Raw genomic sequence first — 14,728 nt, 5'->3', positions numbered from 1 at the left:
CCAACACAAGCAGGAGACAAAAAATGATGATCGACCTTGTACAGCTGCGCACCTTCGTCGCCGTGGCGGAGGAGCAGCATCTCACGCGCGCGGCCGAACGGCTCCACGTCAGCCAGTCTGCTGCGAGCGCACACGTGCGCGCGATCGAGGAAAGCCTGGACATCCAGTTGTTCGCGCGCACCAATCGCAGCCTGGAACTCACGCGCGCCGGAAAGATGCTGCTGCGCCAGGCCAAGCTTCTCCTCAACGGAGCGGCGGAATTCACCTCCTTCGCCCGGGACATTCGGGGCAAGACGGAGGGCAACTTGATCGTCGGCGCCAGCAGCGATCCGTTGTCCAGCCGCATCGGACTCGTGGTCGCGGGCCTGCGCGCACAGCACCCTCTGGTCACCGTCGACGTGTGCGCGCGGGCTTCCGCGGGCACGCGCCAGGCGCTCAAGACCGGCGAGTTCGACATTGGCATGCTGCTCGGCCGTCCCGTGGATGCGGACTTCACCTACTACCAATTGACCACGATCAACTTCCGGGTCGCCGGACCTGTCGCCTGGAAGGACAAGATCGAGAACGCCGACTGGGCGGCTTTGGCAGAGTTGCCCTGGATCACGCCGAACGGTACCAATCTGGCCTATGCGTTCATGCTGGATCGGTTGTTCGGCGAGCGAGGGCTGGAACTCAACAGCGTGGTCCGCTTCGACAACGCCGCGCTCGGCCGTGCGCTGGTGCATGCGGGGGTCGGTATGTTGCTGATGCGCGAAGAGTATGCCCTGGAGGGCGTACGTGCCGGGGATCTCGCGCTGTCGCCGATCGCGCGGACCGAGTGCCCGCAGTTCATCGCGCACGTGTCCAGCCGAGGCAATGACCCGCTCATACGTGCGTTCATCGACGCGGCCAGTGAAGCCTGGCCAGACATGAAGCGCATGGCGCCACTCGCCCACGACTGAGCCCGCGGGCGCGGACACACGCGCTTGCCCCTGACATATGAACAACGGAGACAAACCGATGCGCAATCCATTGCGTCGAATGCTCGCTGCGCTGTTGCTTGGCGTACTTCCCTTGTGCACCCTCGCGCAGGTCTATCCCGACCGGCCGATCAAGCTGATTCTTCCGTTCCCGGCAGGCAGTGCCACCGATGGCATCGCACGCGTCATCGCCGAGGACCTGCGCAAGGGACTCGGCCAGCCCGTGGTCATCGAGAACCAGGCCGGAGCCGACGGCAACATCGCAGCGCAGAACGTCAAGCGCGCGGCGCCCGATGGATACACGCTCTTCATGAGCACCAACTCGGCCCACGGCGTCAATAAGTCGCTCTATGCGAATCTGCCTTACGACCCGGAGCGCGATTTCGAGCCGGTTGCGGGGCTGATCCGCATCCCGCTGATGCTTCTGGTCCGCAAGAACTTTCCGGCCGATGACGTCGCTGCATTCGTACGGCAGGCCAAGCAGACGCCGCTCAGCTTCGGCACCGGAAACACATCGAGCCAAGTGGCTGCGGCATTGCTGCGATCTGCGGCGGGAATCGACATCACGGTGGTGCCGTATCGCGGCACACCGCAGGCATTGGCCGATCTTGTCGGCGGCCAGATCGATGCCGCGGTGGTGGACCCTTATTCGTCGATGGGCTTCATCACCAATGGCCAATTGAAGGCGCTGGCCGTGACGGACTCCGTGCGGCATCCCTTGCAGCCCCAGGTGCCGACCATGGCGCAGGCCGGCTACAAGGAGGTGGAACTGGCGAGCTGGGCCGCCTTGTTCGCTCCTGCCAAGACAAGCCCGGCCGTCATCGAGCGCCTGCAGCAGGAAGTGGCGCGCAGTCTCGCGAAGCCCGAGGTCAAGGATGCGGTGCAGAGGATGGCCATGACGACGATGGTCATGACGCCCGAACAGCTTCGCACCTTCGTGCACTCGGAGATCGAGCGTTGGAGCCGGCTCGCGAAACTGGCCAATGTCCCGAAGAAGTAAGAGCATGACCATGGGTGACATTCAACGCCTGCGCAATCGCCGCATCGTCATCACGGGAGCCGCTTCGGGAATCGGCATGGCGACCGCGCGGCTGTTTGCCGCAGAGGGGGCCGCGCTGACCTTGCTGGACCGCAATGCGCAGGGCCTGCACGCTGTAGCGCGGGAGATGCAGGCCCATGTTTTTGAGGCCGACGTCTGCGACGAGGGCTCCATCGCGGGCGCTGTCGCGCAAGGCGCTGCGGCCATGGGCGGGATCGACGGCGTGGTGAATGCGGCGGGCGTGATGCTGCGCGGCTCGGTGCTGGAGGTCGACGTGGCGCAGTGGCGGCGCGTGCTGGAGATCAACCTCACGGGCACTTACATCGTGGTGCGCTGCTGCCTGCCCTGGCTCAAGCAGGCGGCGCAAGCCTCCATCGTCAACCTCGGGTCGGGCCAGTCGCTGCTGCCCAACACACCGGACCGCAGTGCCTACTCCGCGTCGAAAGGCGGTGTCCTGAATCTGACACGGGCGCTGGCCGCGGAACTGGCTCCGTCCATCCGAGCCAACACCGTGTGCCCCGGACTGGTGGACACGCCCATGGCGGAAGGCGTGCAAGGCAATGTAGGCAACTATGCGCTTCGGCGGCTTGCGCAACCCGAGGAGATTGCGCGGGCCATCCTCTTTCTGACGAGCGACGAGTCTTCCTACGTCACGGGCGCTGCCCTTGCGGTGGATGGCGGCCGTTCGTTCCATTGACAGACCGTATTGCTCGATGCCTGCTGAAACCTTCATCCTGCGCTCCTCGCTGACGTCACCCTTCGTGCGCAAGGTGCGCATGGCGGCGGACGTGCTCGGTCTGGCCGACCGCGTCCGGCTGGTGCCGACGGATGCGGTGGACCCCAGTGACACGTTGCGCCGGCAGAACCCGCTGGGCAAGTACCCGTGCCTGGTGTGCGAGGACGGCACCGCCGTCTACGACAGCAGCGTGATCCTTGAGTTCCTGCAGGAGATCGCGGGCACCGACCGCCTGCTGCCGCGCGCCGGGCGCATGCGCATTGCCATGCTCACGCGCACGCGGCTCGCCGACGGCATCATCGATGCGGGGGCCATGGTCATCTACGAAGAGCGCTACCACGCGCCGGCCATGCGGTCATCGCACTGGCTGGACTACCAGCGCGACAAGATCATCCGCGCGCTGGCAGCCTTCGCAGCACTGCCGCCGGATCCCCACCGGACTGACGCGGTATCGATCGGCCTGGCCTGTGCGCTGGGCTTTCTCGACCGGCGCCAGCCCGTGGCATGGCGCACGCCGTACCCTGGTCTCGCACAATGGCTTGCGGCCTTCGAGCAGAGCGAGCCGGCCTTCGGCCGCACCCGCCCGCCCGCACCCTGAACGCGCGTCCTGCGCCATGTGCGCGCAGGGCGCTCGCATCACAGCATCTCGGTGCTGACGCGTTCGACCGTTCCACCCGCGCCGAGCAGCGCCGCCGCGAGCGCCTGTGCCTGAGGCAGCAGCGTTTCAGCGTAGAAGCGGGCGGTGGCGACCTTCGCGGCGTGGAAGGCCGGATCCTCGGCCTCATGGGCCAGTGCCGCCAGCATGGCGCGCGCCATCTGCCAGCCGCACAGCACGATGCCGGCCAGCCGCAGGTAATGCACGGCGCCGGCATACACCATCGCGGGTTGGGTGCCGCCGTTGCTCACGACGAATTCAATCGCCGATTCGAAGGCCCGACGGCCCGCCTGCAAGGCCAGGCGCATGCTGCGGCAATCGTCGCTCGGGTGGTCCGTCAGTTCGCGCTCTGTGGCCGCGATACGCGTGCACACGGCCATCGCCACGACACCCCCATCGCGCAAGGTCTTGCGGCCCACGAAGTCGTTGGCCTGGATCGCCGTCGTACCTTCATAGATCGGCAGGATGCGCGCATCGCGGTAGTGCTGGGCCGCTCCCGTCTCCTCGATGAAACCCATGCCGCCATGAACCTGCACGCCCAGGCTGGCGATTTCCACGGACATCTCCGTGCAGTGGCCCTTCACCACAGGCACCAGGAACTCGTAGAACGATTGGCTGTCGCGCCGTTCCGTGTCGTCCGCGGCGTTGTGGGCGGTATCGCCGGCTGCGGCGGCGACGTAGGCCAGTGCACGGCCGCCTTCGGTCAGGGCTTTCATGGTCAGCAGCATGCGTTTGACGTCGGGATGCTGCACGATGGCCACCGGCTCTCCGGTGCCGGACAGGTCGCGCCCTTGCACGCGCTCCCGCGCGTAGGCCAGGGCCATCTGGTAGGCGCGATCGGACACGCCGATGCCCTGCAGCCCCACGGCGAACCGTGCCGCGTTCATCATGATGAACATGTACTTCAGGCCCTGATGGGCTTCGCCCACGAGTTCCCCCATCGCGCCCTCGAACTCCAGCACGGCGGTGGGGCTGGCCTTGATACCCAGCTTGTGCTCGATGCTGATGCATTGCACGTCATTGCGCTCCCCCAGGCTGCCGTCTTCCCGGACCAGGAACTTGGGCACCACGAACAGGCTGATGCCTTTCACGCCCGGTGGCGCATCGGGCAGGCGGGCCAGCACCAGGTGGACGATGTTGTCCGCCATGTCGTGCTCGCCCCAGGTGATGAATATCTTGGTGCCGAAGACTCGGTAGCTGCCATCCGGGTGCGGTTCGGCGCGGCTGCGCACCGCGGCCAGGTCGGAGCCGGCTTGTGGCTCGGTCAGGTTCATGGTGCCCGTCCATTCACCCGTGACCAGTTTCGTTGCGTACTTGTCGCGCAGCGCGGGGCTGGCGGCCGTGATCAGCGCTTCGATGGCGCCGTCGGTCAGCATGGGGCACAGCCCGAACGAGACGTTGGCGGCCTGCAGCATCTCCGAGCAGGCGGCCGCGATCAGTTTGGGCAGCCCTTGGCCGCCGCAGGACTGAGGGTGCCCAAGGCCTTGCCAGCCGCCTTGTGCAAAAAGCTTGAACGCTTGTTGGAAGCCTGGTGTGGCCTTGACGTTGCCGCTGTCCCACCGGGAGGGGTCACGGTCGCCGACGGCGTTCAGGGGGGCGATGACTTGCTCGCACAGTTTGGCGGACTCGTCCAGCACCGCTTCGGCGGTTTCCAGGCTGACATCTTCGAAGGCCGGCAGGGCACCCAGGCGGTGGAAGTCCGCGAGGTGCCGCATGACGAACAGCATGTCTTTGATGGGCGCGTGGTAGCTCATCGTTGCTCCCGCGTCTTCGGATCTTGCTTGCCCGGCAGGATGCCAGCGATTCTTTGGTGTTGATGCATATCTCTCCGTGGATGGCAATAGCCGTGCAGGTCATGTCTTCGTGCACAGCCGCAAAGTATCGAAGCCATGCATGGGGCACGTCCATGGCTTTTCCATGTACCCCACGTCCTCGATTTCCGAACGATGGGCAGCGCACCCGCGCACCTCGTGTCGCGCTGCCGCTGCTCCCTTTGAAGCCATCCGTGCCAAAGGTCTCCTGTTGAAGGGCAACGTCCATTCCCTCTGCGTCTTCCAGCCGGACCAGCATCCACGGAAATCGCGGAGACCAGTTGCGTGAAAACCGGATTGACCTCGAATGGCGACCGGCCTAAAGTTCGTGGTCGTATATAGGACTAAGAGTTCGCAAATATGAACAACCAAAAGAAGAGAGACAAAGCGTTCGTGACCTTGCCAACTGGGCGCGGGCTTGCTTGCATGGCGAGGGGGGCCAACTTGTATGACAGCTCCGCGATACCGGTGGCGCGTTGTTCGAAGGGCGCGTGACGCCAGTGAATCCTTCAGCCTCGATGGCCAACCGCTGCGCAATGCTGGTATTGCTCCGGCACGGCAGTTCCCTCGCGAACGAAGGGCAGCGCTTCGGCGGTTGGGACGATGTCGCGCTCTCGGACCGGGGGGTCGCCCAGGCGCGCGCAGCAGGCATGCTGCTGCAATGCATGGACCTGCGGTTCGACATCAGCTTCACCAGCGTGCTGCGACGGGCAGTCGGCACCCTGTGGCATTGTCTCGACGCATTGAATCAGACCTGGATTCCCACTGTCTGCGACTGGCGCCTCAACGAACGCCACTTTGGCAGCTTGCAGGGGATGACGAAGAGCGACGCAGTCGCCCGATACGGCGACTCGCAGGTCCAACGCTGGCGCCGAGGCTTCAATGAGCGACCGCCGCCACTCTCGCCAGGCGAACTGCGCGACAGCTTCGGAGCCCCACCGTACGAAAGCCTGAATCGAAGCCAGGTGCCCTTGTGTGAAAGTCTGCAGGACACGCACGAGAGAGTCCTCGCATGCTGGGATGCGCGGATATTGCCAGCGCTGATGCGGGGAGAAAACGTTCTTCTGGTGGCCCATGGCAACTCCATCCGGGCCTTGCTGATGGTGCTCGAAACCATCGGTGAAGACGAGATCGGCGCCGTTGAGGTCCCCAACGGGATCCCGCTCGCCTACGAGTTCCGCACCGATGAGCGCCGCTTCGTGCGCCGCGAGATCGACGGATCGCCCCCGTGCAACTCAAACCTCGGGCGCCGCTTGACTGCTGGCGTCGACGGTGCCAACACATTTCCCATTACACATTCTCAAAGGACATAAACATGAAAGTAGGCTTCATCGGTCTCGGCACCATGGGTGCCGGCATGGCGAGCAACCTCCAGAAGGCTGGCTACGCGATGGTCGTTCACGATCTCCGCAAGGAAAGCGCCGAGCCCTTCATCGCGGCCGGCGCGACCTGGGCTGCTACCGTCGCGGAACTGGCCCGGGCCTCGGACGTGGTCTTCACATCGCTGCCCGGCCCCAAGGAAATGGAGGCGACTGCGTTCGGCGAGCAAGGCCTGCTCGCGTCGATGCGTCCGGGCAGCACGTGGTTCGATCTGAGCACCAACTCGCCCACGGTGGTTCGCGAGGTCGCCCGGCGCGGCCTTGAAAAAGGGATCACGGTGCTCGACGCCCCTGTCAGCGGCGGCCCGAGCGGCGCCAGCTCCGGCAAATTGGCGCTCTATGTCGGCGGCGAGCGCGAGGTCTTTGACCGGCATCAGAAGTTGCTTGACGCCATGGGTGACCGGGTGATCTATGTCGGCGCCATTGGCGCGGGCAGCACCGCGAAGATCGTCCACAACCTGATCAGCCTGGTCAGCCGCATGGCGATCGCAGAGGGCATCAGCCTTGGCGTCAAGGCGGGGCTCGACCCGCTGGAACTGTGGAACGCAGTGCGGCAGGGTGCAATCGGCCGTGCGCGCACCCTTGACCTGGTGGCCGAGCAGTATCTGCAGTCCTCCTATGACCCGCCCAGTTTCGCGCTGCGCCTTGCATTGAAGGACTTCAATCTGGCGCTCGACCTGGCAAAGGAGTTCAACGTTCCGATGAAGCAGGCCGACGCCGCCTACGAGGACTACATCGCCGCGCTCGATCGCGGCTGGGCCGATCGCGACTCGCGTTCGCCGATGGAACTGCAGAACGAGCGTGCCGGCGTGACGATCAAGGCGTCGAAGGAAGACGTCCAACGGACGCTGGCACGAAGCTGAGCCAACGCTATTGCCAAGCAAGCGCAATCGAACTGGAGCTCCATGATGGAAACCAAGGAAATCGGCCGGCAGGTCATTCGCGAACTCATGGGCGATGCCTTCCTCGAAGCGAAGGACAAGACCCGCAATGAGTTCAATGCGCCGATACAGGAGTACGCCGAGGACGTGTGCTTCGGTCGGGTCTGGGCGCGCGAGGGCATCGACCGCAAGCAGCGCAGCATCCTCAACGTGGCTATGCTGACCGCGCTCAACCGTCCGGCGCAACTGCGTAGCCACGTCGAGGGTGCGCTGACCAATGGATGCACCGTCGACGAGTTGCGCGAGATCCTGCTGCAGGCCGCGGTGTACTGCGGCCTGCCGGCGGCGCTTGACGCCTTCCGTGTGGCCGAAGAAGTGCTCAAGGCACGCAAACTGCTGGATTGACGATGAACTCCAAAGACATCTCCCATGGCAAGCCGCTGCCGACGCACGGTACAAGGTCGAATAAACCCTATGAAGAGGAGCAGTGAGCATGAATACTGCGTACAAGAAGCCGCTGCTGTTCATCGCGGGTGAATGGCGCGAGGGCGGTGAGGGCACGTGCATCACCGTGCGCAACCCGGCCACCGGCGAGGTGCTGGCCGAGGTGCCGCGCGCCAGCCGTCAAGATCTCGACGACGCGCTGGCGGCGAGTGCGGCAGCATTCGAAATATGGCGGCGCAAATCAGCGATCGATCGCGCCGCCGTGCTGCGGCGTGCCGCGGAGCTGCTGCGCGAACGCGCTGCGTTGCTGGCGCCACTGATGACCCTGGAGCAGGGGAAGACTCTCGCGGAGTCCGAGTTCGAGTTCCTGCATGCTGCGGAAACCTTCGACTGGTATGCCGCCGAGGCGCTGCGTGCGAACGGGCGTGTGATGCCAGCCCGATTGCCTGGCGCTCGGCAAATGGTGTTGATGGAGCCGCTCGGTCCTGTCGCGGCGTTCACTCCCTGGAACTTCCCCGCGGCGCTGCCGGCCCGCAAGATCGGAGGCGCGCTCGCGGCTGGCTGCACGGTGGTGATCAAGCCGTCGGAGGAAACGCCGGCGTCGGCGATCGCGTTGGCGCAAGCGCTGGTCGATGCCGGGTTGCCCGCGGGGGCGCTGAACGTCGTTTTCGGCGTACCCGCCGAAGTGTCGACACACCTGATTCGCTCGAACATCATCCGCAAGGTAACTTTCACTGGCTCCACCCCTGTGGGCAGGCAACTCGCGCTGCTGGCCGCGGAAGGCGTCAAGCCCTGCACGCTGGAACTTGGAGGGCATGCGCCGGTGCTCGTGTTCGACGACGCGGATCTCGACAAGGCCATTGCGACGAGCATTCAGGGAAAAACCCGCAACGCCGGGCAGGTCTGCACGTCGCCAACACGTTTCATCGTGCAGGACGGCATCTACGACGCATTCGTTCGCGGCTATGCCGAGGCGATGGACCAGGTCGTGATCGGCCCCGGGTTGGACCCGAAGAGCCAGATGGGTGCCCTGGCCAATGAGCGCCGCATGGATGCGATGGAGGAACTGGTGGCCGACGCGGTGGCCCAGGGCGGACGGCTGTTGGCTGGCGGCCGGCGGGCGCAGCCGAAGGGGAACTTCTGGCGCCTGAGCCTGGTGGCGGATGTGCCCGACAGCGCCAATGCGATGCGCGTGGAGCCTTTCGGTCCGCTCGTGCTGGCCAAGCGCTTCTCAACCCTCGAAGACGGCCTCGCCGAGGCCAACCGCCTTCCCTACGGACTCGCAGCCTATGCGTTCACCCGGTCCGCTGCCACGGCGGTGGCCGTTGGAGACGAGGTGCAGGCGGGTGGCATCGGCATCAACACCTTCGCCGTCTCCCAGATCGAGGCGCCTTTCGGCGGCCTGAAAGACAGCGGTTACGGGAAAGAAGGCGGGCATGAAGGGCTCGAGGCCTACATGCACCCCAAGTACGTGCATCACGTCACCTGACAGCCCGAGCAGACCTGTTGACTGCGTCCCGCATCAACAAAGTACGAACAAGGAGTATCTGACATGGAAATCAAACGCAACGGATCGCAGGCTTCAGTCGCGGCGTCCGCCGAGAACTTCACGGGACAGGCGCGCGTCGATCCGCTGTTCAGCGCCCCCGCACCGGCGCGTGTACGGGGTGCGAGCGTCACCTTCGAGCCCGGAGCACGCACGGCGTGGCACAAGCACCCCTACGGCCAGACCCTGATCGTGACCGCCGGTTGCGGCTGGGTGCAACTCGATGGTCACCCCGTCGAGGAGATCCGGCCCGGTGACGTGGTCTGGATCGCTCCTGGCGAGCGGCACTGGCACGGCGCGACGATGACCACCGCCATGACCCACATCGCCATCCAGGAGCACGCAGAGGGCAAGACGGTGGATTGGATGGAGAAGGTCGCCGATCCTCAGTGACGCGCGGAGCAAACGCCCTCTGCGCGGCCGGCTTTCGACCTTCGTGATTGGCGCGCGAGGTGCCTTAAACTTCAGACCGTCAATCACCTGACGCTGATATGGCGCCGATGGCTAAAAACAATCTCATGCAACCAGCAGTGAAGCCGCAGGCCGGACTCAAAGCTGTGAAGTCTCCGGCTGGACCAAAGGCGGGGACTCAGAACCACCGCACGGTCGACCGGGTGACGCAGATCCTCGAAGAGGTGGTCTATCACCCGGGGATGACCTTCGCCGAACTCGTTCGCGCCCTGGGCGCGGCCAAGAGTTCGGTCCATGGTTTCATCCGGGGCCTGGTCGCCAAGGGATGGCTCTACGAGGACCAGCACCGTTTCTACCTGGGCCCGGCCGTGTACGGGCTGACGCTGGCGAGCGGACACATCCGGGCCGGGCTGGTGACGGATTCCGACCTGTCATCGCTGCATGACGAAAGCCGGCTTGCCGTCTTCCTGGGCGTGCAGGCTGGCGACCACCTGATCTATATCGCGGAAGCCGGCAGCGACTATGCCGCGGGCTTCGAAGCGCGGTCGAATATCAGGCGCACACTGCTCTCGACGGCGGGAGGCAAGGCGCTGCTTGCGGCACGGCCGCAGTTTGAACGCGAGGCCTACCTGCGCCGGCGCAGCCGCGATGAGGCGGAATGGGTCGATCGCTTCATTGGCGAGTTCGAGGGCATCAACAAGACCCGCATCGCCACCAACCAGAATCAGACAGGCACGCGATTCGGGCTTGCGACCACAGTGCGCAACCGCCTGGGCGACGCGGTTGCATCCATCACACTGGTTGGCCCCACGGCGGAGGTGCAGCCTCGCCTGGCCAAGCTGTCCAAGATGCTGATCAAGCATGTGGACGCATGGTCGCAAAGGTCGGTGGCACCGCGCGAAGCCATTTAGTATCCCGGCCGGCCCCAAGCCTGCCTGACCGGCCGCGCTCCTGCGTACCCGGATCGAAAGTCTGGCACTGGACGTCCCCCCAGATTTGAGACGCGCTTGCGGCACAACGCCGCGAAGGTGCCAGGTCGGTTGCAACGATCCGCGAGTCGGCTGGTCTCTCCGCGCCCTTTGGTCGAGAAGAATTGCGCGGGCTCGTCAGGTCGGCCACTGCACAAGGCGCTGCTTCAAGACGAGCGCGTAACCCACGGCACCGGCGCTGTTCCTGCACATCCACGCCTGCGTGGCTCGCCGCATTCGCAAAACGTGGTCGCGGCCTTCAGAGAATCGCCATGGACGTTTCGCGCCGGCTCATGGAACATGCGCGCAGCCGGATTGGCTGTATGGAAGTGCATCGGCGCCATCGCAGAGCAAGAGCAGTGGTTGCGATCTGAGAACGAGCCACGCCAGACATCGCCGATCCACTTAGCTGGAAGGATAAAGGAGACATCATGAACAATGAAAAACACTCGCTCAGGCGCCGCGACGCCCTTCAACTGTTGGGCGCTCTGGCATTGAGTCCGGCGGCGGTCGTGGCCGCACCAGGTTTTCCTGAGAAGCCCATTCGCTTGATCTTGCCATTCTCTGCCGGGTCCAGCACCGACTTCCTTTCGCGGCTGGTCGCCGAGCAACTCGGCAGGCAGCTGAAGCAGCCTGTCATCGTCGACAACAAGCCCGGCGCGGCCGGCGTCATTGGCACGCAGATGCTGGCGCGGTCCAGCCCCGACGGCTACACCATTGGGCTCGTGTCCCTGGCCACCCTCGCGATGGTTCCGCCTACGCTGAAGGATCCACCGTACGACGCATTGCGTGACTTTGCACCCCTGTCGTCCATTGCCAGCACTGACCTCGTTCTGGTGGCGGGCCCACGTGCGCACGGCAAGACGCTTGCCGAGTTCATTGACTGGGCCAGGACCCAGAAGGAACCCCTCTTTCTCGGAACTTTGGGCGCAGGCACCACGGGGCATCTCACCGGCTTCTTGTTCGGCCAGGCGGCAAAGGTCAAGTTCGAGCCCGTGCACTTCAAGTCGTTCAGCGATCTGATGCCGGCGATGATCTCCGGGTCTGTCGACGTGACGGTCGTCGCTCCGTCGCAGATCCTGCCTTTCGTCAGGGAAGGCAAGTTGCGTGGACTCGCCATCACGGGCCCCTCGCGATTTGCAGCCTTACCCGACGTCCCGACCTTCAAGGAAGCAGGCTTTCCTGACATGCAGTTCACGACCTGGCTCGGTTTGGCGGCTCCGGCAAGGACGCCGACGGACATCGTCCAGACCTTGAGTGCCGAGATCATCAAGGTAGCAAATTCGCCCGCCGTACGCGCCAAGCTGGAGGAGGGCGGCTTCCGGATGATTGCCAGCACGCGGGAGGAGTTCACTGCGACCATCCGGAAGGACGTTGCTACCTGGAGTGAATTGGTGAAGACCTCCGGATTCAAGGTCTAGCGACGCGCGCCACGTCATGGCCACATCTGCACTGCCGCGCGATCCGCTCGCAGGTCTTACCGTCGTTGACCTCTCGCACGTCTACAACGGACCCTATGCCACTTTTCTGATGGCGATGGCTGGGGCGAAAGTCATCAAGGTCGAGCCGCTCGATGGCGAGCACCTGCGCAGCCGCGGCGATATTGGTGGTGCGGCCTTGCCATTCGCAATGCTCAATTCGAACAAGCATCCCGTGGCCGTGAACCTCAAGACCGAGCAGGGGCGCGAACTGTTGCGCGAGATGGTCGCACGCGCCGACGTGGTGGTCGAGAACTTTGCTCCGGGTGTCATGGACAGACTCGGTCTGGGTGCGGCCGAGTTGCACAAGATCAATCCGCGGCTCATCTTTGCCTCGAGCTCGGGCTACGGCAAGGACGGCCCTTACCGCGACTATCCGGCGATGGACCTGGTGATGCAGGCGATGTGCGGAGTCATGGATTCGACCGGCTACGTGGATCAGCCTCCGGTCAAGTCCGGCGCGGCATTGTGCGATTTCCTCGCCGGCATCCATCTGTACGCGGCGATCGCCACCGCACTCTATGAACGGGAGCAGACCGGCGTTGGCTGGGTCGTCGAGGTGTCGATGCAGGATGCGACCTACATGTCATTGGCTTCAAGCCTCGGCATGCTGCACTCACGCGGCGCGGAAGCGCCGAGACGCACTGGCAATCATCACGGTGCAATGGGCGTTTCGCCCTACAACGTCTATCGAGCGTCCGATGGCTACATCGTACTCAACGCGCCGGGCGACCAACACTTCAGAGCGATTCTTGACGTCATCGGTGCGTCGGACCTCGAAGACCACCCAAGCTTCGCGACGCGCGCCGCGCGAGTCGAACACTTCGTGGTAGTCGATGAACTGATAGACGGTTGGACCCGCCAACGCCCGAAGGACGAAGTGGTACGCATGATGCTTGCCGCCAAGGTTCCCTGCGCGCCCGTTCGCCAACTGTCCGAGGTGATGCTCGACACCAACATGCACGTTCGTGGAAGCCTGCAGTGGATCGACCATCCCGAACTGGGGCGCATCGTGCTGCCGCACTCTCCGTTGGTATTCGAAGGCACGTCGCGGCGGCCAATCGAGCCCAGCCTGCCGCTGGGCGCATGCAACGACCAGATCTTTGGCGAGTGGCTGGGTCATTCGGAGGAGCAGCTTGCCATCTATCGGTCTGAGGGCGTGATCTCTTAGACGGCCTCCAAAACTCCTTTCCTGCCGTTCACGCGGTCTATCTGTGAGGGTCTCAATGAAAAGCATTCAACGATTGCCCAGGCGACTTCAATCGCTCGTTCTGGCGGGTGCCACGCTTGCCGGTGCTCTTGGAACGGTGGCCAGTGCGTCTGCCCAGGACTTCAAGAAACTCGAAACGCCTAAATCGCCATTGATACTCAAGGCCAGGGGCAGTTTCTTCATTGGCGGCGAGAAGGTCCAGCAGACCGTGACAGAGCTGGGGAGTCTGGGCCCCGACGATGAAATAACCGTCAACCAGATGTACGTCGAGTACATGGTGCCGCAGGGCGCCAAGAAGGTGCCGGTGGTCATGCTCCATGGCGGAACCCTGAGTGGCAAGACGTACGACACGACACCGGATGGCCGGATGGGATGGTATGAATATTTCGTGCGGCAGGGGCATCCCGTCTACATTCCTGATCAGGTGGGACGAGCGCGTTCCGGCTTCAATCAGGCGGTCTTCAACAATGTCCGTGCTGGAAGCACTCTGCCTCAGGCGCAGCCTAGCGTGCTGCGCCTGGGCGACAAGTTCGGAGCGTGGACGAACTTCCGATTCGGCCCAGTACCTGGTGTTCCGTTTCCCGATACGCAGTTTCCTGTCGAGGCGGCGGACCAGTTTTCAAAGCAAGGCGTCCCGGACTTGAACGCCGGCCTGTCTTCGCCCAATCCGACTTTCAAGGCCCTGTCCGATCTTTCGCTTCAGCTGAACGGTGCTGTACTCATGGGGCATTCCCAAGGTGCTCGGCAGCCGACACCGGCGGCATTGATCGACCCCAAGCGATTCAAGGGCTTGATCCTGATAGAGCCGGGCAACTGTACGCGCCCAACAGGGTCCGTCCTGACAGACGAAGAGATCTCGAAGCTCGCGACCCTGCCGATCCTGGTCATCTTTGGGGATCATCTTGATCCACCCACCGGATTGCCAACGCCCACCTGGCGGGTCAACTACAACGATTGCCAAAACTTCATCACGCGCATCAAAAATGCGGGCGGCAACATTCACATGTTGCACCCCCCGAACCTGGGAATTTTTGGTAACACGCACATGATCATGCAAGACAAGAACAATCTTCAGATTGCTGACTTGATCATGGAGTGGATCGACAGGAACGTGAGGGACTGAACCTTGCATAGGACCTCTGGAGACGTCGGCACCGCCGGCCATCGATCACCCCTGTTTCGTTATCTTTCTGGCGCTTGCTGCGCCGCTG

At 63.9% G+C, this 14,728-nt stretch carries 14 protein-coding genes; 13 read left to right on the top strand and 1 reads right to left on the bottom strand.

What is annotated here, in order from left to right:
• Window positions 1-23: 23 nt before the first annotated feature.
• From DTW89_RS02535 to DTW89_RS02520, 4 genes are read left to right on the top strand one after another with little or no spacing between them, the layout of a single operon-like run.
• Window positions 24-941, top strand: coding sequence for a LysR family transcriptional regulator (locus tag DTW89_RS02535; protein WP_114654777.1), 918 nt, complete (start codon window positions 24-26; stop codon window positions 939-941).
• 58 nt (window positions 942-999) lie between these two features.
• Window positions 1,000-1,959, top strand: a complete 960-nt coding sequence (locus DTW89_RS02530) for a Bug family tripartite tricarboxylate transporter substrate binding protein (protein ID WP_161555619.1) — start codon at window positions 1,000-1,002, stop codon at window positions 1,957-1,959.
• Window positions 1,960-1,969: 10 nt separating this feature from the next.
• Window positions 1,970-2,695, top strand: coding sequence for an SDR family NAD(P)-dependent oxidoreductase (locus tag DTW89_RS02525; protein ID WP_114654820.1), 726 nt, complete (start codon window positions 1,970-1,972; stop codon window positions 2,693-2,695).
• A gap of 16 nt (window positions 2,696-2,711) precedes the next feature.
• Window positions 2,712-3,332: a glutathione S-transferase N-terminal domain-containing protein gene (locus DTW89_RS02520; RefSeq protein ID WP_114654775.1), complete on the top strand. Its 621-nt coding sequence runs from the start codon at window positions 2,712-2,714 to the stop codon at window positions 3,330-3,332.
• Window positions 3,333-3,370: 38 nt separating this feature from the next.
• Here DTW89_RS02520 and DTW89_RS02515 read toward each other — a convergent pair whose 3' ends face one another.
• Window positions 3,371-5,143, bottom strand: a complete 1,773-nt coding sequence (locus tag DTW89_RS02515) for an acyl-CoA dehydrogenase (RefSeq protein WP_114654774.1) — start codon at window positions 5,141-5,143, stop codon at window positions 3,371-3,373.
• A 593-nt stretch (window positions 5,144-5,736) separates the two neighbouring features.
• On the opposite strand from DTW89_RS02515, the gene DTW89_RS02510 reads away from it, so the two are divergent.
• The 9 genes from DTW89_RS02510 to DTW89_RS02470 all read left to right on the top strand — a co-directional run bounded on the left by DTW89_RS02510 (window position 5,737) and on the right by DTW89_RS02470 (window position 14,640).
• Window positions 5,737-6,513 carry a 2,3-bisphosphoglycerate-dependent phosphoglycerate mutase gene (locus DTW89_RS02510; RefSeq protein ID WP_161555618.1) on the top strand — a complete coding sequence of 259 codons (777 nt, stop codon included), beginning with the start codon at window positions 5,737-5,739 and terminating at the stop codon, window positions 6,511-6,513.
• A gap of 2 nt (window positions 6,514-6,515) precedes the next feature.
• Complete coding sequence (locus DTW89_RS02505; protein ID WP_114654772.1) at window positions 6,516-7,442, top strand: NAD(P)-dependent oxidoreductase; 927 nt, start codon at window positions 6,516-6,518, stop codon at window positions 7,440-7,442.
• A gap of 42 nt (window positions 7,443-7,484) precedes the next feature.
• Window positions 7,485-7,865, top strand: coding sequence for a carboxymuconolactone decarboxylase family protein (locus DTW89_RS02500; RefSeq protein ID WP_330862045.1), 381 nt, complete (start codon window positions 7,485-7,487; stop codon window positions 7,863-7,865).
• Between the two features lie 88 nt (window positions 7,866-7,953).
• Window positions 7,954-9,393 (top strand): NAD-dependent succinate-semialdehyde dehydrogenase, encoded by a 1,440-nt coding sequence (locus DTW89_RS02495; RefSeq protein WP_114654771.1) that lies wholly within the window; start codon window positions 7,954-7,956, stop codon window positions 9,391-9,393.
• Window positions 9,394-9,456: 63 nt separating this feature from the next.
• Complete coding sequence (locus DTW89_RS02490) at window positions 9,457-9,843, top strand: (R)-mandelonitrile lyase (RefSeq protein ID WP_114654770.1); 387 nt, start codon at window positions 9,457-9,459, stop codon at window positions 9,841-9,843.
• Window positions 9,844-9,941: 98 nt separating this feature from the next.
• On the top strand, window positions 9,942-10,772 hold the full coding sequence (locus tag DTW89_RS02485) for an IclR family transcriptional regulator (RefSeq protein ID WP_201740928.1): 831 nt from the start codon (window positions 9,942-9,944) through the stop codon (window positions 10,770-10,772).
• 488 nt (window positions 10,773-11,260) lie between these two features.
• Entirely contained in the window at window positions 11,261-12,250 is a 990-nt protein-coding gene (locus tag DTW89_RS02480) for a Bug family tripartite tricarboxylate transporter substrate binding protein (RefSeq protein ID WP_114654769.1), read from the top strand.
• Between the two features lie 16 nt (window positions 12,251-12,266).
• Window positions 12,267-13,478, top strand: a complete 1,212-nt coding sequence (locus tag DTW89_RS02475; RefSeq protein WP_114654768.1) for a CaiB/BaiF CoA transferase family protein — start codon at window positions 12,267-12,269, stop codon at window positions 13,476-13,478.
• A 55-nt stretch (window positions 13,479-13,533) separates the two neighbouring features.
• Window positions 13,534-14,640 carry a hypothetical protein gene (locus tag DTW89_RS02470; protein WP_114654767.1) on the top strand — a complete coding sequence of 369 codons (1,107 nt, stop codon included), beginning with the start codon at window positions 13,534-13,536 and terminating at the stop codon, window positions 14,638-14,640.
• The last annotated feature ends 88 nt before the right edge of the window (window positions 14,641-14,728 follow it).

The organism is Acidovorax sp. BoFeN1 (genome assembly GCF_003345135.1).
Lineage (GTDB): Bacteria > Pseudomonadota > Gammaproteobacteria > Burkholderiales > Burkholderiaceae_C > Acidovorax > Acidovorax defluvii.
The sequence above is the reverse complement of the archived record's forward strand: the minus strand, read 5'-3'. Positions and strand labels throughout refer to the sequence as shown.

Excerpts from the sequence above, each read along its gene's own strand:
- DTW89_RS02520 (WP_114654775.1), top strand. The coding sequence starts at position 2,712 with ATGCCTGCTGAAACCTTCATCCTGCGCTCCTCGCTGACGTCACCCTTC.
- DTW89_RS02500 (WP_330862045.1), top strand. The coding sequence starts at position 7,485 with ATGATGGAAACCAAGGAAATCGGCCGGCAGGTCATTCGCGAACTCATG.
- DTW89_RS02485 (WP_201740928.1), top strand. The coding sequence starts at position 9,942 with ATGGCGCCGATGGCTAAAAACAATCTCATGCAACCAGCAGTGAAGCCG.
- DTW89_RS02475 (WP_114654768.1), top strand. The coding sequence starts at position 12,267 with ATGGCCACATCTGCACTGCCGCGCGATCCGCTCGCAGGTCTTACCGTC.
- DTW89_RS02505 (WP_114654772.1), top strand. The coding sequence starts at position 6,516 with ATGAAAGTAGGCTTCATCGGTCTCGGCACCATGGGTGCCGGCATGGCG.
- DTW89_RS02495 (WP_114654771.1), top strand. The coding sequence starts at position 7,954 with ATGAATACTGCGTACAAGAAGCCGCTGCTGTTCATCGCGGGTGAATGG.
- DTW89_RS02535 (WP_114654777.1), top strand. The coding sequence starts at position 24 with ATGATGATCGACCTTGTACAGCTGCGCACCTTCGTCGCCGTGGCGGAG.
- DTW89_RS02530 (WP_161555619.1), top strand. The coding sequence starts at position 1,000 with ATGCGCAATCCATTGCGTCGAATGCTCGCTGCGCTGTTGCTTGGCGTA.
- DTW89_RS02515 (WP_114654774.1), bottom strand. The coding sequence starts at position 5,143 with ATGAGCTACCACGCGCCCATCAAAGACATGCTGTTCGTCATGCGGCAC.
- DTW89_RS02490 (WP_114654770.1), top strand. The coding sequence starts at position 9,457 with ATGGAAATCAAACGCAACGGATCGCAGGCTTCAGTCGCGGCGTCCGCC.
- DTW89_RS02510 (WP_161555618.1), top strand. The coding sequence starts at position 5,737 with ATGCTGGTATTGCTCCGGCACGGCAGTTCCCTCGCGAACGAAGGGCAG.
- DTW89_RS02470 (WP_114654767.1), top strand. The coding sequence starts at position 13,534 with ATGAAAAGCATTCAACGATTGCCCAGGCGACTTCAATCGCTCGTTCTG.
- DTW89_RS02480 (WP_114654769.1), top strand. The coding sequence starts at position 11,261 with ATGAACAATGAAAAACACTCGCTCAGGCGCCGCGACGCCCTTCAACTG.
- DTW89_RS02525 (WP_114654820.1), top strand. The coding sequence starts at position 1,970 with ATGGGTGACATTCAACGCCTGCGCAATCGCCGCATCGTCATCACGGGA.